Origin of the sequence: Streptomyces sp. C (genome assembly GCF_000158895.1) — a bacterium.
GTDB classification, from domain to species: domain Bacteria; phylum Actinomycetota; class Actinomycetes; order Streptomycetales; family Streptomycetaceae; genus Streptomyces; species Streptomyces racemochromogenes.
Map to the genome: position 1 here is coordinate 6,468,626 of NZ_GG657750.1, position 19,970 is coordinate 6,488,595.

A 19,970-nucleotide genomic window follows, 5' to 3' on the forward strand; every position below is an offset into this window, starting at 1 on the left:
CTGCTGAGCGCGCTCGTGTGGCCGGTCCTGGTACGGGCCCTGCTGCTGGTGCCCGCCCTCGTGCTCGGGCTGCTCGTGTTCTTCCTCAACGGCTCGCTGCTGCTGATGGCCCTCAGCCTGATCCCCGCCGGGCGGGGCGCCGCCGTCGAGCCCGAGACGGCGGTGGTGGTGGCCGCCGCGATGTCCGCCGTGGCCTCGGCCACCTCCACCGCCCTCGCGGTCCGCGACGACGAGGCGTACCGGCGCCGGCTGTACCGGCTCGCCGACCGGCGCCGCCGCCGCTTCGGGGCACCCCCCGGCGGCAGCCCCGGGCTGGTCTTCCTCCAGCTCGACGGGGTCGGTTACGAGGCGCTGCGCCGGGCGGCGGCCGAGGGGCTGATGCCCACCGTGGCCGGCTGGCTGGAGCGCAGCCACCGCGTCATGCCCTGGCACACGGACTGGTCCAGCCAGACCGGCGCCAGCCAGCTCGGCATCCTGCACGGCTCCAACTTCGACGTCCCGGCCTTCCGCTGGTACGAGAAGGACACCGGCGAGGTGATGGTCTGCAACCGGCCCACCAGCGCCGCCGAACTCCAGCGCCGGGCCGTCGAGCGGACCCGGGACGGCGGGCTGCTCACCCTGGACGGCGCCAGCCGGGGCAACCTGTTCAGCGGGGGCGCCGACCAGCTGGCGCTGGTGCTGTCCGTCGCGGCCCGGCGGGGCCGCGCCAACCGCTCCCGCGCGGGCTACTTCGCGTACTTCTCGGACCCGGCCAACGCCGTGCGCACCGCGCTGTCCTTCGTCGCCGAAGTGGGCCGCGAGATCGGCCAGTCGCTGCGCTCCCGGCTGCGCGGCGACCTGCCCCGGGTGGCGCGCGGCGGGCTCTATCCGCTGATCCGGGCCTTCGCGACGGTGGTCGAGCGGGACGTGGTGGTCGCCGCGGTGATCGGGGACGTGCTCGCCGGCCGCACCGCCGTCTACGCCGACCTGGTCGCCTACGACGAGGTCGCGCACCACTCGGGCCCGCGGGGCCGGGACACCGACCGGGTGCTCGCCCGCCTCGACCGGAGCCTCGCGCTGATCGCCCGGGTCGCCGAGCACGCTCCCCGGGAGTACCGCGTCGTGCTGCTGTCGGACCACGGCCAGAGCCCCGGGGAGACCTTCCTCGGCCGGTACGGGCTCAGCCTGAAGGACCTGGTCCGGGCGGGCTGCGGGCTGCCCGTCCCCCGCCGGGCCGGCCGCACCCGCAGCGGGGCCGAGGCCCGTGCGGCGGTGCTCGCCGCCCTGCACCGGCCGGTGGAGGAGGAGGCGGAGGAGGCCCGTCCGGGACCGGGGCCAGGGCCGGTGGTGCTGGCGTCGGGCAACCTGGGCCTGATCTCCTTCCCGCACCTGCCGGGGCGGGCGTCGCGGGCGCTGATCGAGCGGGCCCACCCCGCCCTGCTGCCCACCCTGGCCAACCACCCGGGCATCGGCTTCCTGCTGGTCGACGGGGAGGTGCTGGGCCCGGACGGGGCGGTGGCGCGGCTGGACGTACCGGGGGAGGCGGAGGCGCTGCTGGCGCCGTTCGGGCCGGGGGCGGCGCGGGCCGTGCGCCGCACGGACTCCTTCCCGCACGTCGCCGACATCATGGTCAACTCGGCGTACGACCCGCAGACCGGGACCGTGCACGCCTTCGAGGAGCAGATCGGCTCGCACGGCGGGCTGGGCGGGGAGCAGGCGCACCCCTTCCTGATGTGGCCGACCGTGCTGTCGGAGCCGGATTCGGAGCCGGTGGGCGCCGAGGCCGTGCACGCGGTGCTGCGCCGCTGGCTGCGCGAGGCGGACGGCCCCCAGGTGCCGCTGGCCCTCCAGGCCCCGCAGGTCCCACAAGCTCCGCAGGCCCCACGGATCCCGCCGCTCGCGGAGTCCCCGCGGGATGATTCGCGGCCGGGAGCCCCTTCGGATGGAATCCTTCCTTCCGGAGAGGTCCCCGCGCCGGACGAAACCCGGTGATTTGGCGCCCACTTCACGGTGGTCAACCATGTGTTGACCTGCCCAGCATGTGAGACATCCAGAGGCGCACCACCGATGACCAGCACCGCAGCCCCGCCCGCCGAAGCAACGGCACCCGCGCAGGCACCCCCGCAGGAATCCCCGCAGGCATCCCGCCAGGGAGACCGGCACGCCCGCCGCTTCGGCCTCCCGGTCGCCGTCTGCCTGGTCATGGGCAACGTCATCGGCGGCGGCATCTTCCTGCTGCCCGCCTCGGTCGCCCCCTTCGGCACCATCAGCCTCCTCGCCTTCGCGGTCCTGACCCTCGGCGCGATCGCCCTCGCCCTCGTCTTCGGCCGCCTCGCCCAGCGCCACCCGCAGACCGGCGGCCCGTACGTGTACGTGCGCGCCGCCTTCGGCGACTTCGCCGGCTTCCTCGCCGCGTACAGCTACTGGATGACCGCCTGGGTCTCGAACGCCGCGCTCGCCGTGGCCTCCGTCGGCTACCTCGCGGTGCTGTTCCCGGCCGTCGGGGAGCACCGGTGGACCATGTGCCTGGCCGCCCTCGCCGTGCAGTGGCTGCCCGCCCTCTCCAACCTGGCCGGCACCCGGTACGTGGGCGCCGTCCAGGTCGTCGCGACCGTCCTGAAACTGGTCCCGCTGCTGCTCGTGGCCGTGGGCGGACTGTTCTTCTTCGACCCGGCGAACCTCGGCCCCTTCCAGGCCACCGACCAGAACCCCGTGGGAGCCGTCTCCGCCTCCGCCGCGATCCTGCTCTTCAGCTACATCGGCGTCGAGTCCGCCGCCGTCAGCGCGGGCGAGGTCCGCGACCCGGCGCGCAACGTGGGCCGGGCCACCGTCCTCGGCACCATCGGCGCCGCCACCGTGTACCTGCTCGGCACCCTGTCCGTCTTCGGCCTGGTCGCCCACGACAAGCTGGTCTCCTCCGAGGCCCCCTTCACGGACGCCGTCAACGTGATGTTCGGCGGCAGCTGGGGCGGCACCCTCGTCGCCGGCGCGGCCGTGGTCTCGATGCTCGGCGCCCTCAACGGATGGACCCTGCTCAGCGCGCAGACCCCGTACGCGGCCGCCAAGGACGGGCTCTTCCCGAAGGCCTTCGAGAAGAAGCAGCGCGGTGTTCCCGTCGTCGGCGTCGTGGTCACGGTCGTCCTGGCCTCCGCGCTGACGGTCTACAACTACACGGCCGGCTCGGCGGCGGTCTTCGAGTCGCTCGTCCTGATCACGACCTTCACCGCGACCGTCCCCTACCTGCTCTCCACCGCCGCCCAGCTGTACTTCCTGGCCTCCGGCCAGGGCGAACGGGTCCGGCGCGGGCGGCTGGTCCGCGACGCCGTCCTCGCCGGAGCGGCCTTCGCCTTCTCGATGTGGCTGGTCGCCGGGTCCGGCTACGCGGCCGTCTACCAGGGCGTGCTCTTCCTCTTCGCGGGCGTCCTCGTCTACGCGCTGATGGCCGCCCGCAAGCGCCGCGCGGCCGGTACGGCCGCGGAGTAATTTGGAAGAAAAGACCGGCCAGGGGGGCTCCGAGGGGTCGCCATGTCCGCGATCAGCAACACCATCGACATCGACCGCAGGCCCGAGGACGTCTTCGCCTACGTGACGGACCCCACGCACCTGCCCGAGTGGCAGGACAGCGCCGTGGCCGCCGTCCCCGTGGGCGACCTGCCCGTGCACGTCGGTTCCAGGGTCGCCATCACGCGGCAGTTCGGCAAGCGGCGGATCCCCACCACCGTGGAGTTCACCGAGCTCGACCCGCCGCGGAGCTGGCACGTCCACGGCGTCGACGGCCCGGTCCGGCCCGACGTGCACGGAAGGATCGAACCCCTCGACAACGGGACGCGCTCCCGCGTGACCCTGTCGGTGGACTTCGAGGGCCACGGCCTGGGCCGGGGACTGGTCCCCCTGGTGGTCAAGCCCAGGATCCGCAAGGAGATGCCGCGCAGCGAGGAGAAGCTCAAGCACCTCCTGGAGCACTGAAGCACCCCCCGGGGCGGGGAGAAACGCGGAGGCCCGCGCCGTGACGGCGCGGGCCTCTCGTGTGTCGGGAACCGGGACCGGATCAGTCCAGGTAGTCGCGCAGGACCTGCGAACGCGACGGGTGGCGCAGCTTCGACATGGTCTTGGACTCGATCTGGCGGATGCGCTCACGGGTGACCCCGTACACGCGGCCGATCTCGTCCAGCGTCTTCGGCTGGCCGTCGTTGAGGCCGTAGCGCATGGAGACCACGCCCGCCTCGCGCTCGGAGAGCGTGCCCAGGATGGACTGGAGCTGCTCCTGGAGGAAGGTGAAGGACACGGCGTCGGCCGGCACGACCGCCTCGGAGTCCTCGATGAGGTCACCGAACTCGCTGTCGCCCTCCTCACCCAGCGGGGTGTGCAGGGAGATCGGCTCGCGGCCGTACTTCTGGACCTCGATGACCTTCTCGGGGGTCATGTCGAGTTCCTTGCCCAGCTCCTCCGGGGTGGGCTCGCGGCCCAGGTCCTGGAGCATCTGGCGCTGCACACGGGCGAGCTTGTTGATGATCTCGACCATGTGGACGGGGATGCGGATGGTGCGCGACTGGTCGGCCATGGCACGCGTGATCGCCTGCCGGATCCACCAGGTCGCGTACGTGGAGAACTTGAAGCCCTTGGTGTAGTCGAACTTCTCCACCGCGCGGATCAGACCGACGTTGCCCTCCTGGATCAGGTCCAGGAAGAGCATGCCGCGGCCCGTGTAGCGCTTGGCCAGCGAGACCACGAGGCGGAGGTTGGCCTCCAGCAGGTGGTTCTTGGCCCGGCGGCCGTCCTCGACGAGGATCTCCAGCTCGCGCTTGAACGCGGGCTTGTGGTCCTCCTCCTCTTCGAGCTTGTACTCGGAGAACAGGCCCGCCTCGATGCGCTTGGCGAGCTCGACCTCCTGCTCGGCGTTGAGGAGCGGCACCTTGCCGATCAGCTTCAGGTAGTCCTTGACCGGGTCGGCGGTGGCACCGGCCACCATGACCGTCTGCGCCGGGGCGTCGTCCTCGTCGTCGTCGGACAGCACGAAGCCCTGGCCGCCCGCCTTGGGCGCCTCCTCCTCGGTCTCGTCCGCCAGGTCCTCGACGGCCCAGTCCTCGCCCTCGACGGCCGGGTTCTCGGCGTCGTCGGCGTCCTTGGCACCGGCCTTCTTCGAGGCGGCGGTCTTCTTGGTGGCCGTTGCCTTCTTGGCGGCGGCCTTCTTGACCACGCGCTTCTTCGGCTCGGCGACGGCCTCGGCCGACACCTCCTCCGACGCGGCGGCCGACGGAGCGGATATCGCCGCGGCGGCGGCCGGGGCGGGAGCGGTGGCGGAGGCCTTGCGCGCGCCGATCGGGCGCGGCGGGGCGACCGCCTTCTTCGTCACGGTGCGGGCCGGCGCGGCAGCTGCCTTGCGGGGCTTCTTGGCAGCAGCCTTCGTGGCGGGGGCGGCGCTGACGTGGAGGGCGACGCCCTCCTCGTCCAGGACCTGGTTCAGGCTGCGCAGGACCCGCTTCCACTGGTCCACCGGGATGCGGCCGGCCTCGAAGGCCTGGCGGACATCGTCACCGTTGATGTGACCCTGCTCGCGGCCGCGCTCGACGAGCGCGACCAGGGCCTCGGATTCGGCGATCTCCGGAGGGAACGTACGGGACGGGCTGAGCGACACAAGGAGCCTCTCGTTGCGAACAGATAAGGAGTGGGCGGGACATCATCGCGCGGACTCGGGAAACAGACCCGGGCGGGTCTGTATTCCGGGGCCGCGCGAGGACACCTGTCGGTTCATCGCCTGCCCGAGTCGATTCGTTACGCGCTGAATTGAGTGACCTGCGCCACGCTGTGGCCGTGCAACCGATCCGGCGTGGATCCGTCCGCCCCCCGGGTCACTCCTTCTTGCGGGCCTCGATCAGGAAACGGGCGGTGTGCGCGACGAACGGACCCTCACGCTCGATCCGTTCGTGGAGCTCGCGCAGCCGCTCCCGGTACTGGCCGACCGTGAAGCCGGGAACCATCCAGATCACCTTCCTCAGGAAGTAGATCACGGCACCGATGTCGTGGAACTCCGTACGCAGCCGCTCGGAGCGCAGATCGGTGATCTCCAGTCCGGCCCGGGTGGCGTCGGCGACCGCGTCGTCGGGGTGGCGGGCCCGGCGGACCTCCTCCGGCTGCGGGCCGAGGAAGTACTCGACGAGCTCGAAGACGCTCGCCGGACCCACCTGCTGCGACAGGTAGGTGCCGCCCGGTGCCAGCACGCGCGCGACCTCGTCCCACCAGATCGTCACCGGGTGCCGGCTGGCGACCAGCTCGAAGGCCCCGTCCCCGAAGGGCAGCGGCGGCTCGTCGGTGTCCGCCACCACCACCGCGCCCAGCGGGTGCAGCAGCCGGGTGGCCCGGTCGATGTTCGGCGGCCAGGACTCCGTGGCGGCCGTCAGCGGGGGCAGCGGGCCCGCTCCGGCGAGCACCTCGCCCCCGCCGGTCTGGATGTCCAGGGCCGAGCGGACGGTCGCCAGGCGCTCGCGCAGCAGCCGCTGGTAGCCCCAGGAGGGCCGCTGCTCGGTGGCCCGGCCGTCGAGCCAGGAGAAGTCCCAGCCGTCGACGGAAACGGACTCCGCCTCGGCGACGAGATGGTCGAAAGTGCGCGTCATGTCTCGATCGTCCCAGCTCGGGCCCCGGTCATCCACCGGATATGTCGACTACAGTGGGCCCCGGGCCGTGACTGGCGTTCGGGTGGATCACCACCGGGGAGCGGCCCGGCGTACGCCTCCACGGTACGTACGTCGTCTGCCGCGCGCCTGGGCGAAACGCGATCAGCGAACCGCGATCCGCAGCGACGTTCAGGAGACCCCGTGACGACTGCCCCCACCGCCACCGCCCAGCTCATGGACGGCACCGCCCTCGCCCGCCGCGTGTCCGAGCGGACCGCCGCCCTCGCGGCGAAGATCACCGAGCGCACCGGCACCGCGCCCTGCCTCGCCACCGTCCTCGTCGGCGAGGACCCCGCTTCCGTGACCTACGTCAAGATGAAGCAGAACCGCTGCGCCAAGGCCGGGATCACCTCCCGCCACGTGGAGCTGCCGGCGGAGACCACCACCGAGGAGCTCGTCGCAGCGATCACCGCCCTCTCCGAGGACCCGGAGATCAGCGGCATCCTGCTCCAGCACCCCGTCCCGCACCACATCGACGAGCGCGCCGCCTTCGAGGCCATCGCCCCCGGCAAGGACGTCGACGGAGTGACCATGCACTCCTTCGCCGCCATGGGCTTCGGCCTGCCCGGCTTCGTCTCCTGCACCCCCGGCGGCATCATGCGCCTGCTGGAGGAGTACGACGTGGACCTCACCGGCAAGCACGCCGTCGTCGTCGGCCGCAGCGCGATCCTGGGCAAGCCGGCCGGGATGCTGCTGCTGGAGAAGAACGCCACCGTCACCTACTGCCACTCCCGCACCCAGGACCTGCCCTCGATCGTGCGCCAGGCGGACGTCCTGGTCGCCGCCGTCGGCAAGGCCGAGTTCATCCGGGGCGAGGACATCAAGCCCGGCGCGGTCGTCCTGGACGCCGGCTACAACGAGGGCAACGTCGGCGACGTCCACTTCGAGTCGGCCGCCGCCCGCGCCTCCCTCATCACCCCGGTGCCCGGCGGCGTCGGCCCGATGACCATCGCGGTCCTGCTGGAGCAGACCGTCCAGGCCGCCGCGGCCCAGGCCGGGCTGGACCTCGCGGACCTCTGAGGCGATCATCTTGTGGCGCGGCCCCGCGTGACGGCCGCGCCACAAGCTTGGGGGACTCGGATGGACCTGTTCACACCGCTCGACCTGCCGGGCGGCACCACCCTTCCCAACCGTCTCGCCAAGGCCGCCATGGAGGAGAGCTTCGCCGCCCAGCCCGGCCAGCTCCCCGACGAGCGCATGGAGCGGCTGTACGCGCGCTGGGCGCGCGGCGGCGCGGGACTGGTCATCACCGGCAACGTGATGGTCGACCGGCGCGCCCTGACCTCCCCGGGCACCGTCGTCCTCGACGAGCACTCCCCGCTGGAGCCCTTCCGCCGCTGGGCCGCCGCCGCGGCCTCCGGCGACGCCCGGGTCTGGATGCAGATCAACCACCCCGGCCGCCAGGTCGGCTCCGACATGCCCGGCACCGCCTGGGCCCCCTCCGCCGTCCCCATCAGCCTCGGCAAGCACACCAAGCGCTTCGCCCACCCCACCGCCATGACCGAGGACGACATCGAGGCGACGATCGCCCGCTTCGCCCTCACCGCCGGCCGGGCCGAGGAAGCGGGCTTCCACGGCGTGCAGGTCCACGCCGCGCACGGCTACCTGCTCAGCCAGTTCCTCTCCCCGCTCGTCAACCGGCGCACCGACCGCTGGGGCGGCAGCCTGGACAACCGCGTACGGATGCTCACCGACACCGTCGCCGCCGTCCGGGCCCGGGTCTCGGCCGGCTTCGCGATCGGCGTGAAGCTGAACGCCGCCGACTTCCAGCGCGGCGGCTTCGACAGCGAGGAGGCCGCCCAGGTCATCAAGGCCCTCGACGGCCTCGGCGTGGACCTGGTCGAACTGTCCGGCGGCACCGTCGAGAGCCCCGCCAGCATGGGCCACACCACCGACCAGCGGACCCTGGAGCGGGAGGCCTACTTCCTCTCCCTCGCGGAGCACCTGCTGGAGACCGCCCCCGTGCCGCTGATGCTGACCGGCGGCATCACCCGCCGGGCCACCGCCGAGAAGGCCCTGGCCCGCGGCGTCGCCGTCGTCGGCATGGCCTCCGCCCTGGCCCTGCGCCCCGACCTGCCCGAGCGCTGGCGCGCCGGCGAGGACGTACGGGTGGACGTGCCCCGGCTCGGCTGGCGGGACCGGAGCCTGGCGGCCGCGGGCACGCTGGCCCTCGTACGCTTCCAGCTGGACCGGCTCGCCCAGGGGCTGGAACCCCGCAGCCGCGTCTCACCGCGCTGGATCTTCACCGCCGACAGCCTCCGGCACCGCCGCAGGGTCCGCGCGTACGGCGCCTGGCTCGCCAGAGAGCCGGCCTCCGGCACGCCCGGTACGTCCCCCTAGGCTCTCCCGGCAGATCCCGGCAAATCCCGGCCCCACCGGCCCGCCGGGCGGGCCTTCCGGCAGGGCCCCCTACGCGGCCTCCCCGTCGACCGGGAGGCCCCGGCGGGCCGCGTCCACGATCGGCGAGCCGCGGAACTCCCGGGCCAGCGCGGCCAGCGGCTGCCCGTCGAGGCGGTACGGGGCGGGTTCCGCGGAGCCCGCGCCCGGGGTGACCGGGGCGCCCGACCGATCGGCGGCGGCCCGGGCCCGGCAGGCGGCGGCGAGCATGGCCGCGTCCGCCACCACGGCCGCGCACGCCTCGGTCAGGCCCTGACGGCGGGCGGCCCCGTACGCGGCCGCCCGCACGGCGGGGTCGAACCAGCTCGCCAGGGCCAGCAGCCCGTCGTCGATCACCGACTCGCGGTGGATCAGCCGGATCCCGACCGGCGACCACCAGGTCAGCGGCACCGTCGCCACCCCGGCGTGGGCGAACCCGCGCAGGGCCTTCCACAGCGGGCGCAGCCGCCGGTACTGGCCGAAGTCCCGCCAGGCCGCCGAACCGCCGACCATCGGGACGATGAACCCGGTCCCCACCAGCAGCGCCGCCGCCGAGGCGAGCGGCGGGGCCACGTACGTGGACAGGCCGTCCCAGTCGCGGCCCGCCCAGCGGGCCCCCACCGCCGCCCACTTCGCCACGAGGTACCCGAGGTCCAGCACCCCGCCCAGGGTCAGCAGCGCCAGCCCGGTCCGCAGCGGCCGCAGCGCGGGGTCGACGCGCAGCATCCACTTCAGGGAGAGCAGGCTCAGCGCGGCGCTGCCGACCGTGTGCGCCAGCAGGTAGGAGACGATCATCTCGCGCAGCCACGGCGTGTTCGCGTAGTACGTGTCCAGGTCCCGCAGCCGCTCCACACGCGCGTCCCCGAGCACGAAGAAGGCCACGATCAGCACGGTGACCGCGCCGAACACCGCCACCGTCACCCAGGTCGCCCGCCGCAGCGCGGCCGCCGGACCGCCCGCCCAGTGCAGGATCAGCACGATGGACGCCCCCGAGAAGGCCGTCAGCACGCCGTACACCAGCGGGGCGGCGAAGTTGGCGACCCCGGTGAGCCGGTTGACCGCCGCGAGGGACGGCGGCGGCGCCAGGAAGGTGAGCAGGCAGCCGACCACCAGCAGTGCGCACACGGCCCGCATCAGCGGCTGGTCCCAGCCCCGCCGCAGGGCCGGCGCCTTGATCAGCAGGGCCAGCACCAGCACCGAACCCGCCAGGTAGAGCGGCAGGCCGTCCTTCACCGCGCACGGCCGGGGACGTCGGTACGGGGGATCGGGGCGGGGGCCGGGGTGGGCGCGGAGGTGCGGGACATGGTGCGGTGCTTTCCTTCTCTCGGGGCGGGTCAGCGGTTCCAGCCGAGCGAGGACTTGATGCGCTCGGTCCCGTCCGGGGAGGGCTCCTGCCGGGGCGGGGGCAGGAACGCCTTCAGCACCTTGCCGAGGTGCAGGCCGAAGGTCTCGGCCCGGATCTCGGCCGGATCCTCCCGGTCCGCGCGGGCGGCCGCCTGACGGACCACCGAGTCCAGCGCGGAGTCCTGCCGCAGCAGGTCCGCGAGGCTGCCGTGCGGGCCCGTCAGGCGGGCGGCCACCGCCATCCCGGGACCGTGCCCGTCGCAGGCGCCCTCCTCGATGTGCCACAGCTCGTGGCAGGCGATCACCAGCTGGTGCTCGGGCCGGGTGCGGGCCTCCACCACGACCAGGTCGCGCTCCTCCAGCTCCAGCCACAGCCCGCTGGCGGTCTCCGGCGGGAACGGGGCGAAGCGGAACTCCACCGGCCGCCCGCCGCGCCGGCGCCCGAACGCCGCGCACAGACCCCCGATGATCGCCTCGGCCCCGACCGGTGCCGTCAGCCGCGCCTCCGCCATCAGCTCGGCGCCGAGCTTCCGCATGGTCCGTGTGGTCCTCATGGCGCTTCCCCCTCGGCGGTAAGGTCCGGGCGCGCGGCCCGCGACTCGGGCCCGGCCCCGCCGGCACCACGGCGCGGCGGCCCCGGCCCCGCCGGGACCGCCTCGGGCGGCGGCCCGCACCGGAGGGTTCTCCGCGTCTCGACAGGGCGTTCGGGTCGGTGGCTCGGTGCGGTGAAGCCTAGCCGCCACCCCCCGCCCCCAACCACCGCATCCCCCACACTGCCCCCCGCCCCCACCCCGCCGGGCCGGCCATGATCCCGGAGGTAATCGACCCGCCTAGCGGGCCGGGCGCCAGAGTGGGGGCAATCTGGTTTCGGGGCCGGCGCACTCGGGCTCCCGGGCCCGCCCCACCCCACCTGTACGAACGACCCGATGGAGGCTGAACCGTCATGTCCGCGACCCTGCTCGGCAGCATCGCCCGCACCACCGCCCCGCAGACCGTGCTGCGCCGCTTCCTCGCCCTCGACGCGGTGGTCACCGCCGGCAACGGCCTCGCCTACGCGGCGTTCTCCGCGCCGCTCGGCCGGCTCCTCGGCGTCGGCCCCACCGCCCTCTTCGAACTCGGCCTCTTCCTCACCGCCTTCGGCGCCGGAGTCGGCTGGCTGGCCTCGCGCCGGCGGCCGCCGGTCCTCCCGGTGAAGTTCGTCATCGAGGCCAACTACGCGTGGGCCGCCCTCAGTCTGGTCGCCCTCGCCGTCTGGTTCGAGCCGACCACCGTCGGCACCGTGTGGATCCCGGCACAGGCCCTCACCGTGGCCGGCTTCGCGCTCCTCCAGCAGCTGGCGCTGCGCTCGGCCGGCGGGGGCTCAGGGGCCCAATGAGCGCAGGTACTTCACCGTCGCCGGGTCGGCCGGGAGGAAGGTCTCGATGGCCAGCTCGGCGACGGTCACGTCCATCGGCGTGTTGAAGGTCGCGATCGACGACACGAAGGACAGCAGGTGCCCGTCGTGCTCGATCACCATCGGCAGCGCGATGTACGGGACCGGCTCGTCCGGTTCGGCGTCGCCCGGGCGCTCCGGCACCGGGTAGGCCGACACCTCCTCGTACAGCGCGCGCAGCGGCGCGGAGCGGGCCAGCGCGATCTGCCGTTCCATCTGCGCCAGCAGGTGCCCGCGCCACTCCCTGAGGTTGCGGATCCGCGGGGCGAGGCCCTCCGGGTGCAGGGTGATCCGCATCGCGTTCAGCGGCGGCGTCAGCAGGTGCTCCGGCAGACCGTCCAGCAGCATCCCGATGCCCCGGTTGGCGGCCACCACGTCGTACACCGCGTCCACGACCAGCGCCGGGTAGGGCTCGTAGCCGGTCAGCAGCCGCTGCATGCCCTCGCGCAGCGTCTCCATGGCCGGGTCGTCCAGCGCGGTGTGCGCGTAGTGCGGGGCGTAACCCGCCGCCAGCAGCAGCGCGTTGCGCTCCCGCACCGGTACGTCGAGCCGGTCGGCGAGCCGCAGCACCATCTCCTCGCTCGGCCGGGACCGGCCCGTCTCGATGAAGCTGATGTGGCGGGACGAGGAGTCGGCGCGGCCCGCCAGTTCCAGCTGGCTGATCCCGCGCCGCTCCCGCCAGGTCCGGAGCAGGGCGCCGACCGCGGGCACCGAGGAGGTCGAGGGGGTCGAGGAGGTCGAGGGGGTCGAAGGGGTCGAGGGGGTCGAAGGGGTCATGGCCACGACCGTAGTCGAGCCGAGCGGCCCCGATCAGCCCAGGTCGAAGACGTTCCGCAGGCCGAGACGGTAGCGCCACAGGTCGTGCCGCTTCGCGGACTCCAGCTCCGGTGGCCGGTGGCGCGGTATGACCGCGCACCGCGCCGCCCCCGAACCGTCCCGGTCCAGCAGGGCGTTGACGGCGGCGCGGGCCGAGGCGTTCGCGCCCTCCATCGTCGCGAGGTCGATGTCGACGGCCACGTAGTCCCCGCTGAGGAAGAAGTTGGGCACGCGGGTGCCCGCGCTCGGGCGGTCGTGGAAGGTCCCGGTCGGGTGGATCAGCAACTCGTCCTGGTTGCTGGGCTCCGGGGTGCCCAGACCGTCCACGCCCGGGTCCAGGAACCAGGAGTGCAGGGTGCGGTCGGCCAGCAGGGTCCTGCCGGTGTCGTTGAGCGAGGCCTTCAGCTGCGCCCACACCTCCCGCGCCACCTCCTCCCGGGTGCACTGCTTGGCCGTCTTCCCGTACAGGATCCCGGGCCTGTCCCACTCGGAGACGTCCACCGACAGGCAGTCCACGACCGTGCCGTCGCCGTAGTCGGCCGGGAAGTCCCGGGCCGGCCAGTGCTCGGCCTGCTGGATCGCCGTCAGCGACCACGGCGAGTCGATGCAGTTGAGGTGCCCGTGCACCAGCGGGGCGCGCTCGGTCAGATAGAACTGGATGCCGGTCATCCAGTCGGTCCGCAGCCGGTCGCAGCGCCCCAGCATGGGGTCCGCGGCCCGCAGCGCCGGGCTCCAGGTGCGCCGGGCGTGCTCCACGGGCAGGGCGCTGACGTAGTGGTCGGCGGTGACGGTCCGCCGCGCCCCGTCCGGGTCCAGGACCGCGACCCCGCTCACCCGGCCGTCCCCGTACCGCACCTCCTGGACGGTCCAGCCGATCCTGAACTCCACGCCGAGGGACCGCAGGTGGCGCTCCCACGGGTCGATCCACGCCTCGTTGGTCGGCAGGTTCAGGATCCGGTCCGGCGGGCCGTCCGCGCCCCGGCCGAGCGCGTTGCTGACGAAGGCCTCCCCGAGGGTGCCGACCGTACGGGTCGAGGCCTCCTCGGCCTTGGTGGCCACGATGTTGCGGGTGATGCCCACGGCCAGGATGCGCTGGTACTCGCCGGACATCCGCGCGGCGCGGGTGAACTCCCACCAGGGGGTGCGCTCCCACACCTCGTCGCGGCGCTCGTCGCAGCTGGTCAGGAAGACCAGGACCCGGTTGACGAAGTACGCGGTCTCGTGCGCGGGCAGCCGGACCAGGGACTCCAGCATCCCGGTCAGGGCGCGCCGCAGCTCCTCCGGTGTCAGCCCGGCGGGGGAGTGGCCGGGCCAGGGGATGGGCGCGCGCAGGTCCTCGCGTCCGCCCGCCCGGGCGAACATCATCTCCGGCGGGGCCACCAGGTTGTCCCACACGCCGTTCGCGTTGCCGGGGAAGGGGATGCGGCGCATGGTGTCCGGGAGGTTGTGGTAGATCCCCGGGATGAAGCGGAACCCGTGCTCGGCCGGCAGCGGTCTGCGGCCGCCCCGGGCGCTGCCGGGCACGTCCATGCTGCGGGCCTTGCCGCCCAGCGCGCGGCGTTCGTACACGGTGACGGCGTAGCCGCGTTCCGCGAGCTCGTGCGCGGCCGTCAGCCCGGCCACCCCGCCGCCCAGGACGGCGACGGAGCGCCCCGCCGGGGCCGGCGGCCGGCCCGCGGCTGCCGCGGCGGGTGCCGCGAGGGCGCCGAGGGCCGGGAGGGTGCCCGCGGCGGCCGCCGCGCCCGCGATGAACGCGCGCCTGGAGCTTCCCGGGGTCCCCGCGCCCGCCGTGCCGTCCGTGTCGCTCATGTCGCCCGTGCCGTCGCCCGGGTCGCCCGTACCGGCCATGCGCCGCCTCCTTGTTACCGGTGGTAATGCTCAGTCCGGCGCTGGAGCATAGGGCGGGTGGCCGGGGCCCGGAAGCGCCGTGAAGCACCCGGGCGCACTATGGCGGGAAAGGTTCACCACGGCGCGCGCCGTGGAAAACTGACAGCACATCACGGGCTCACGGGCGGAACCACGGGGAAGGAGACAGCGGATGCCGAGCGACCCGCTTTCGCAGAAGGAGATCGAGGACCGGCTCCGGGAACTCCCCGGCTGGGCCTTCGAGGACGACCGCATCGAGCGCACGTACCGCGTGGACAGCCACCGGGCCGCGAGCGCCCTCGTCTCCCACATCTGCGTGGTCCAGGACGAACTGAACCACCACTCCGAGCTCACCCTCGGCTACAACACCGTCCGCCTCTCGGTGAACAGCCACGACGCCGGCGGCGTCGTCACCGAGAAGGACTTCGCACTCGCCGAACGCGTCGAAACCCTGGCCCCCGCCCACGGCGCGGCCTGAGGCGACAGCGCGGCCTGACGCGACAGCGCGGCATGACGCGCCCGCGCGGGTGGGCGTCTCAGCGGGCGCCTCAGACGGGCTCCAGCCGCCACCACTGGGAGGGCGAGTCGGTGTCCTCGCCCTGCCGGACCCGGCCCTCGCCGTCGGCCTCCAGCGGCAGCCCGCTGATGCACGCCACCAGCGACACCACGCCCGGATCGTCCAGGTGCCGCTCCACCAGCCACTCCTGGGCGCCGAAGGCGTTGGCCCGCCACACCTGCACCCGGGCCCCGCTCTCGGTCGAGGCGTTCGCCACGTCCAGGCGCCGCCCGTTGTCCTCGCTCACCACGTGGAAGACCCCGCCCCCGCTGTGCACGGCGGAGACCCGCCACCGCCGGGCCGCCGCCGGAGCGGGCGGCCCGTCGGGGCCGACCCGCACCCGGGAAGCACCCTCCAGCTGCAGCACGAGCCCGCTGTCCACGTTCCGGATCCGGTAGGACCCGTCCTGGAAACCCACCCGCGGCTCAGATGTCGAAGACGGCCGGGTCCGGCCCGATCCGGTGCCCGCCCGCGCCCAGCGCGTCCAGCGCCGCCAGGTCCTCGGCGTCCAGCTCGAAGCCGAACACGTCCAGGTTCTCGCGGATCCGCGACGGGGTCACCGACTTCGAGATCACCACGTTGCCCAGCTGGAGGTGCCAGCGCAGCACCACCTGCACGGCGCTGCGGCCGTGCTTGGCGGCGACCGACACCACCGCCGGCAGCCCGAGCAGCTCCTTGCCCTGGCCCAGCGGCGACCAGGCCTCGGTGGCGATGCCCAGCGAGGCGTGCAGGGCGCGCATCCCGGCCTGCGGGAACAGCGGGTGCAGCTCGATCTGGTTCACCGCCGGCACCAGCGGGCTCACCTCGCGCAGCCGCTCCAGGTCCTCCGGACGGAAGTTGGACACCCCCACCGCCCGCGCCCGGCCGCTCGCCGCGATCTCCTCGAACGTCTTCCAGATGGTCAGGAAGTCGTCGCGCATCGGACGCGGCCAGTGGATCAGGTACAGGTCGACGTGGTCCAGGCGCAGCTTGCCGAGCGAGTCGTCGAAGGCGCGCAGCGTCTCGTCCCGGCCCCACCGTTGCTTCGAGCTGTTCCACAGCTTGGTGGTGACGAACAGCTCCTCGCGCGGGATCCCCGAGGCGGCGATCGCCTTGCCGGTGCCGCGCTCGTTGCCGTAGACCGCCGCCGTGTCGACGCTGCGGTAGCCGGCCTCCAGCGCCGTCGAGACGGCCTTCTTCGCCTCCGGGTCCGGCACCTGCCAGACGCCGTAGCCGAGCTGGGGCATGGACGTGCCGTTGTTGAGCCGGACGGCGGGCACCTGGTTCACGTCTGGTCGTTCCCTCGGGTTCGGTGGAGCGGTACGGCTGCGCCGCGCCACGGGGCGCGGCGCACGGGGGCGGCAACCGGCCCCCCGCCCACCCTATTCCCGCCACCCGTCCGCTCCGCTCAGGGCGCGTTGATCCCGAGGTTCTGGGTGCTGGTGTTCCTGCCGCCGGGGCTGAGGATGTTGTTGTTCGTGCTGATGTTGTTGAAGAGCGTGACGACGCCGCTGAGGTTGACGGGGAGGACCGAGCCGCCGTCGTCGTCGGGGCAGCTTCCGCCGGTGATCGTGGTGGGGTCGTTCGCCGTGACCAGGACCCCGTCCTCGGGACCGCTGACGGTGACGGAGTTGGTCACGGTGCAGGCGGTGGTGTCGGAAGCGACGTCCACTGTGACGTCGATGCTCACCGTGCCGCCTGCGCCGAGTGAGAGCTCGCAGACGAGCCCCGCCGGGTCGTTGCTGCAAGCGGCCCCGAAATTGCTGCCGCTCACGGAGATGCCCGCCCCGGTGAGTCCCTGGGGATAGGTGTCCGTGAGGCGCAGGGTGCCGACGGTCGCCGTGCCGGTGTTGGTGGCCTTGATGTGGTAAACCCCTTGCCCGCCGCGGGCGAAGTCCCCCTCATGCGTCTTCGTCAGGCTGATCTGGGCGACGGCGAACGCCGGGACGGCGCCGGTGGTGAACGGCAGGACGACGCCGAGCCCGACGACGGTCCCGAGGGCGCAGAGGCGTCGCCTCAACGTGTGCACGGACATGGGGAGCAGCTCCTGACGGACGGCACGCGGGAATCTCCTGCACCACACCGCAACGCATCGGGCGTGGGGGATCAAGGAAGGCAGCGGCCGTCTCACCCGTTCGTCCCCGCCATCGGGGCGGGCGTTCACCCCAGTGGCCGCTGCCGGCTCGCGGTGAGCCGGCGGGCGGTGTACGCGGCCACCCCCCCTAAGCCGGCCCCAGGTACGCCTCCCGCACGCGCCGGTCCGCGCGGACCTCGGCCGGGGTGCCCTCGGCGAGGACCGAGCCCAGGTCCAGGACGACGACCCGGGTGCAGAGGTCCATCACGAAGGCCACGTCGTGCTCCACCAGCAGCACCGCGCAGCCCTCCGCCGCCAGCCGCCGCACCACCCCCGCGAGCTGCTCCCGCTCCGGCGCCGACATCCCCGACGCGGGCTCGTCGAGCAGCAGCACCCCCGGCCGGTCCGCCACCGCGCGGGCCAGTTCCACCATCCGGGCCCGCCCGACCGGCAGCCCGCCCGCGTACGAGGATCCGAGCGCGCCGATCCCGCAGTCCGCCAGCACCCGCCCGCCCCGCTCCCGCCGCGCCCGCTCCCGGGCCCGGCGGGCGGGCAGGGCCAGCAGGTCGGCGGCCGGGCCGCCCCCGCCGCCCCGCCACTCCTGCGCGACCAGCACGTTGTCGGCCACCGTCAACTGCCCGAACAGCTGCTGCCGCTGGAAGGTGCGGCGCATCCCGTGCCGGGCCCGCCACACGGGGGAGCGGCGGGTGATGTCCGCCCCGTCGAGCAGGATCCGCCCCCGGTCGGGGCGCCGGATCCCCGACAGCACGTCGAACAGGGTGGTCTTCCCGGCCCCGTTCGGCCCGATCAGCCCGCACACCTCCCCGGCCCGGATCCCGAGGTCCACCCCGGCCAGCGCCCGGACCCCGCCGAAGCTCACGCCGATCCCGCTCGCTCGGAGCACGTACCCGCCCGTACCACCGCTCATGGCGCCATCCCCAGGTAGGCCTCGGTCAGCCGGTCCTCCTCCAGTGCGGCCCGGGGACCGCACCAGGAGACCCGGCCCTGTGCGAGGCAGGCCACCGTGTCGGCGAACCCGAGGACGCCGACGGCCTTCTCCTCCACCAGCAGCAGGGCGGTGCCGGCGTCGCGGAGCTCGGTCAGCAGCGCGTACACCTCCTCCACGACGCGCGGCGCGAGGCCGAGGGAGGGCTCGTCCGCGATCAGCACCGCCGGCGGGCGCTGGAGCAGCGGGGCGAGCGCGAGCATCTGCTGCTCCCCGCCCGAAAGGGCTCCGGCGGCGACGGCGCGCCGCTCGCGCAGCCGGGGGAACCGGCCGTACACGGCGTCCCGTTCGGCGGGGTCCTCCAGGTACAGCGCCAGGTTCTCCTCGATGGTGAGCGCGGGGAAGATCCCGCGGCCCTCGGGTACGAGCAGCACCCCGGCGCGCGAGCGCCGCACGGGCCCGTCGCGGGTGGCGTCCCGCCCGGCCACGGCGACCGTCCCGCCCGTGGCCGGCAGCAGCCCGGCCGCGACCCGGCAGGCGGTGCTCTTCCCGGCGCCGTTGGGCCCGAGCAGGGCCAGGGTCTCCCCGCGCCGGACGGTGAGGTCCACCCCGTGCAGCACGGTCCCGCCGTCGTACCCGGCGGTGACCCCGCGCAGCTCCAGGGCAACGGGCCCGCCGCCACCGCCCGCCGCCGAGGGCTCCGCCGCCGGCCCGGTGGCCCCAGCCGCACGCGCCCGTGCCGGAGGAGCCGCCCGGGGCCCGGCGGCCGCCGCCCCGCCGAGCACTGCCGCACGCGGCTGCGGGACGGCCCGGTGGCGGCCCGCCGGTGCGGCGGGTCCGGCCCCGGCGGTGCCTTCCCCCGCCCCGCCCCTTCCCGCGGTACCGATCAGCGGCTCCGCAGCGGGCGCGGGCTCCGCCCCGGGCCCCCGTTGCCCGGCCCGGCGGGGCCCGGACGGCTGCCGAGTGCCGGGGAAGGGTGCGGGCCGGGCGCACCCCCGGCTCCGGCCCGGTCGCCCGCGCCCGAAGGGTCCGGCGCGGCCGGCCCCCCGGCTCCGCCGTCCGCAGCCCCGGCAGCCCGGGCTCCGTCGCTCCCGGCCGGGGCCGTCGCGGCCCCGGCTCCGTCACTGCCGCTCCCGGCGGTCGTGGTCCCGGCGGCTCCGGGCCGGGCCGGGGCGGGGACCGTCCGGGTTCCCTTCCGCCCGGCCAGGGCCGCGGCTCGGCGGGCCGGGAGTGATGAGCAGTAGCCGTCCGGGTCGTTGGCCAGGGCCAGACCGGCCAGGCCGAAGAGGATCACCGGGAGGTGGGCCGACTCCGTCACGTAGTCCGACAGCAGCCGCGGGGCCACCGCGAACACCAGCCCCGCCACCACCGCGTACGGCGCCCGCCGCACCCCCGCCGCCACCACCACCGCCAGCCACACCAGCCCCGTCATGGCGGTGAAGTCCGTAGCCGTGATCCGGGTGTTGTACGAGGCGTACAGCACGCCCCCGAAGCCGGCCAGCCCCGCCGACAGGGTGAACAGCAGCAGCTTCGTCCGCAGGACGGACACCCCGGAGGCCATGGCCGCCGCCGGGGCGGAGCGCACCGCCAGCATCGCCCGCCCCGACGGGGAGTTCCGCAGGGCGCCCAGCGCGGCCGCCACCAGCGAGACCAGCACCACCAGGGCCACCCCCAGCGCCCGGTCGTCGGACAGGTCCACCGGCCCGATCACCGGCCTCGGCACCGCCCACCCGGCGTCCCCGCCGCGCAGCCACCGCATCTGGAACAGCACCTGGTCGGCCAGGAACGCCAGCGCCAGGGTGGCCAGCGCCAGCGAGCGCCCGCCCAGGTGCAGCGCGGGCAGCGCCACCAGCGCCCCCAGGGCGGCCGCCACGCAGGTCCCCGCCGCCAGTGCCGCCGCGAAGGGCCAGCCCCGGCTCATCAGCAGCCCC

At 74.3% G+C, this 19,970-nt stretch carries 19 protein-coding genes and 1 riboswitch; of the genes, 7 read left to right on the plus strand and 12 right to left on the minus strand.

The features are described 5' to 3' along the window. The 3 genes from SSNG_RS29025 to SSNG_RS29035 form a co-directional block, all read left to right on the plus strand. Positions 1–1,971 (plus strand): alkaline phosphatase family protein (locus SSNG_RS29025; protein ID WP_063749919.1); only part of this gene is annotated, 1,971 nt, incomplete at its 5' end. Between the two features lie 75 nt (positions 1,972–2,046). Beyond that, positions 2,047–3,462 carry an amino acid permease gene (locus SSNG_RS29030; RefSeq protein ID WP_007267500.1) on the plus strand — a complete coding sequence of 472 codons (1,416 nt, stop codon included), beginning with the start codon at positions 2,047–2,049 and terminating at the stop codon, positions 3,460–3,462. A gap of 42 nt (positions 3,463–3,504) precedes the next feature. Then, on the plus strand, positions 3,505–3,945 hold the full coding sequence (locus SSNG_RS29035) for an SRPBCC family protein (RefSeq protein ID WP_007267501.1): 441 nt from the start codon (positions 3,505–3,507) through the stop codon (positions 3,943–3,945). Between the two features lie 82 nt (positions 3,946–4,027). On the opposite strand, the gene SSNG_RS29040 is transcribed toward SSNG_RS29035, so the two are convergent. Both SSNG_RS29040 and SSNG_RS29045 read right to left on the minus strand, forming a co-directional pair. Further along, on the minus strand, positions 4,028–5,614 hold the full coding sequence (locus tag SSNG_RS29040; RefSeq protein ID WP_042802181.1) for an RNA polymerase sigma factor: 1,587 nt from the start codon (positions 5,612–5,614) through the stop codon (positions 4,028–4,030). Positions 5,615–5,828: 214 nt separating this feature from the next. Continuing rightward, positions 5,829–6,590, minus strand: a complete 762-nt coding sequence (locus SSNG_RS29045) for a methyltransferase domain-containing protein (protein ID WP_042802183.1) — start codon at positions 6,588–6,590, stop codon at positions 5,829–5,831. A gap of 57 nt (positions 6,591–6,647) precedes the next feature. Beyond that, positions 6,648–6,750, plus strand: a riboswitch (ZMP/ZTP riboswitch). Positions 6,751–6,824: 74 nt separating this feature from the next. Here SSNG_RS29045 and SSNG_RS29050 point away from each other — a divergent pair. Together SSNG_RS29050 and SSNG_RS29055 are read left to right on the plus strand one after the other, a co-directional pair. Beyond that, positions 6,825–7,670, plus strand: a complete 846-nt coding sequence (locus SSNG_RS29050) for a bifunctional 5,10-methylenetetrahydrofolate dehydrogenase/5,10-methenyltetrahydrofolate cyclohydrolase (protein ID WP_042804298.1) — start codon at positions 6,825–6,827, stop codon at positions 7,668–7,670. Positions 7,671–7,730: 60 nt separating this feature from the next. Then, positions 7,731–8,990 (plus strand): NADH:flavin oxidoreductase/NADH oxidase family protein, encoded by a 1,260-nt coding sequence (locus tag SSNG_RS29055; protein WP_007267505.1) that lies wholly within the window; start codon positions 7,731–7,733, stop codon positions 8,988–8,990. Between the two features lie 69 nt (positions 8,991–9,059). Here SSNG_RS29055 and SSNG_RS29060 read toward each other — a convergent pair whose 3' ends face one another. Beyond that, the gene (locus tag SSNG_RS29060) at positions 9,060–10,259 is read right to left on the minus strand and encodes an MAB_1171c family putative transporter (protein ID WP_007267506.1); all 1,200 of its coding nucleotides are present in this window, start codon (positions 10,257–10,259) and stop codon (positions 9,060–9,062) included. A 101-nt stretch (positions 10,260–10,360) separates the two neighbouring features. After that, complete coding sequence (locus SSNG_RS29065; protein WP_042802185.1) at positions 10,361–10,924, minus strand: hypothetical protein; 564 nt, start codon at positions 10,922–10,924, stop codon at positions 10,361–10,363. A 389-nt stretch (positions 10,925–11,313) separates the two neighbouring features. Here SSNG_RS29065 and SSNG_RS29070 point away from each other — a divergent pair, with 389 nt between their 5' ends. Continuing rightward, positions 11,314–11,745 (plus strand): hypothetical protein, encoded by a 432-nt coding sequence (locus SSNG_RS29070; RefSeq protein WP_007267508.1) that lies wholly within the window; start codon positions 11,314–11,316, stop codon positions 11,743–11,745. Here the strand turns inward: SSNG_RS29070 and SSNG_RS29075 are convergent. Together SSNG_RS29075 and SSNG_RS29080 are read right to left on the minus strand one after the other, a co-directional pair. Further along, on the minus strand, positions 11,731–12,579 hold the full coding sequence (locus SSNG_RS29075; RefSeq protein WP_007267509.1) for a helix-turn-helix transcriptional regulator: 849 nt from the start codon (positions 12,577–12,579) through the stop codon (positions 11,731–11,733). The genes SSNG_RS29070 and SSNG_RS29075 overlap by 15 nt on opposite strands. A 33-nt stretch (positions 12,580–12,612) precedes the next feature. Next, on the minus strand, positions 12,613–14,427 hold the full coding sequence (locus SSNG_RS29080) for an FAD-dependent oxidoreductase (RefSeq protein WP_007267510.1): 1,815 nt from the start codon (positions 14,425–14,427) through the stop codon (positions 12,613–12,615). Between the two features lie 229 nt (positions 14,428–14,656). On the opposite strand from SSNG_RS29080, the gene SSNG_RS29085 reads away from it, so the two are divergent. Continuing rightward, on the plus strand, positions 14,657–14,962 hold the full coding sequence (locus SSNG_RS29085) for a 4a-hydroxytetrahydrobiopterin dehydratase (RefSeq protein WP_007267511.1): 306 nt from the start codon (positions 14,657–14,659) through the stop codon (positions 14,960–14,962). 70 nt (positions 14,963–15,032) lie between these two features. Here SSNG_RS29085 and SSNG_RS29090 read toward each other — a convergent pair whose 3' ends face one another. The 6 genes from SSNG_RS29090 to SSNG_RS29115 all read right to left on the minus strand — a co-directional run. Continuing rightward, the gene (locus tag SSNG_RS29090) at positions 15,033–15,458 is read right to left on the minus strand and encodes an RICIN domain-containing protein (RefSeq protein ID WP_007267512.1); all 426 of its coding nucleotides are present in this window, start codon (positions 15,456–15,458) and stop codon (positions 15,033–15,035) included. A gap of 7 nt (positions 15,459–15,465) precedes the next feature. Continuing rightward, on the minus strand, positions 15,466–16,308 hold the full coding sequence (locus SSNG_RS29095; RefSeq protein ID WP_007267513.1) for an aldo/keto reductase: 843 nt from the start codon (positions 16,306–16,308) through the stop codon (positions 15,466–15,468). A gap of 119 nt (positions 16,309–16,427) precedes the next feature. Then, complete coding sequence (locus SSNG_RS29100; protein WP_042802189.1) at positions 16,428–17,054, minus strand: DUF11 domain-containing protein; 627 nt, start codon at positions 17,052–17,054, stop codon at positions 16,428–16,430. A gap of 187 nt (positions 17,055–17,241) precedes the next feature. After that, positions 17,242–18,021 (minus strand): ABC transporter ATP-binding protein, encoded by a 780-nt coding sequence (locus tag SSNG_RS29105; RefSeq protein WP_007267515.1) that lies wholly within the window; start codon positions 18,019–18,021, stop codon positions 17,242–17,244. After that, complete coding sequence (locus tag SSNG_RS29110; RefSeq protein ID WP_241695144.1) at positions 18,018–18,659, minus strand: ATP-binding cassette domain-containing protein; 642 nt, start codon at positions 18,657–18,659, stop codon at positions 18,018–18,020. The genes SSNG_RS29105 and SSNG_RS29110 overlap by 4 nt, the downstream gene beginning before the upstream one ends. 266 nt (positions 18,660–18,925) lie before the next feature. Further along, positions 18,926–19,970: branched-chain amino acid ABC transporter permease (locus SSNG_RS29115; protein WP_241695145.1), on the minus strand; the 1,045-nt coding region annotated here is incomplete at its 5' end.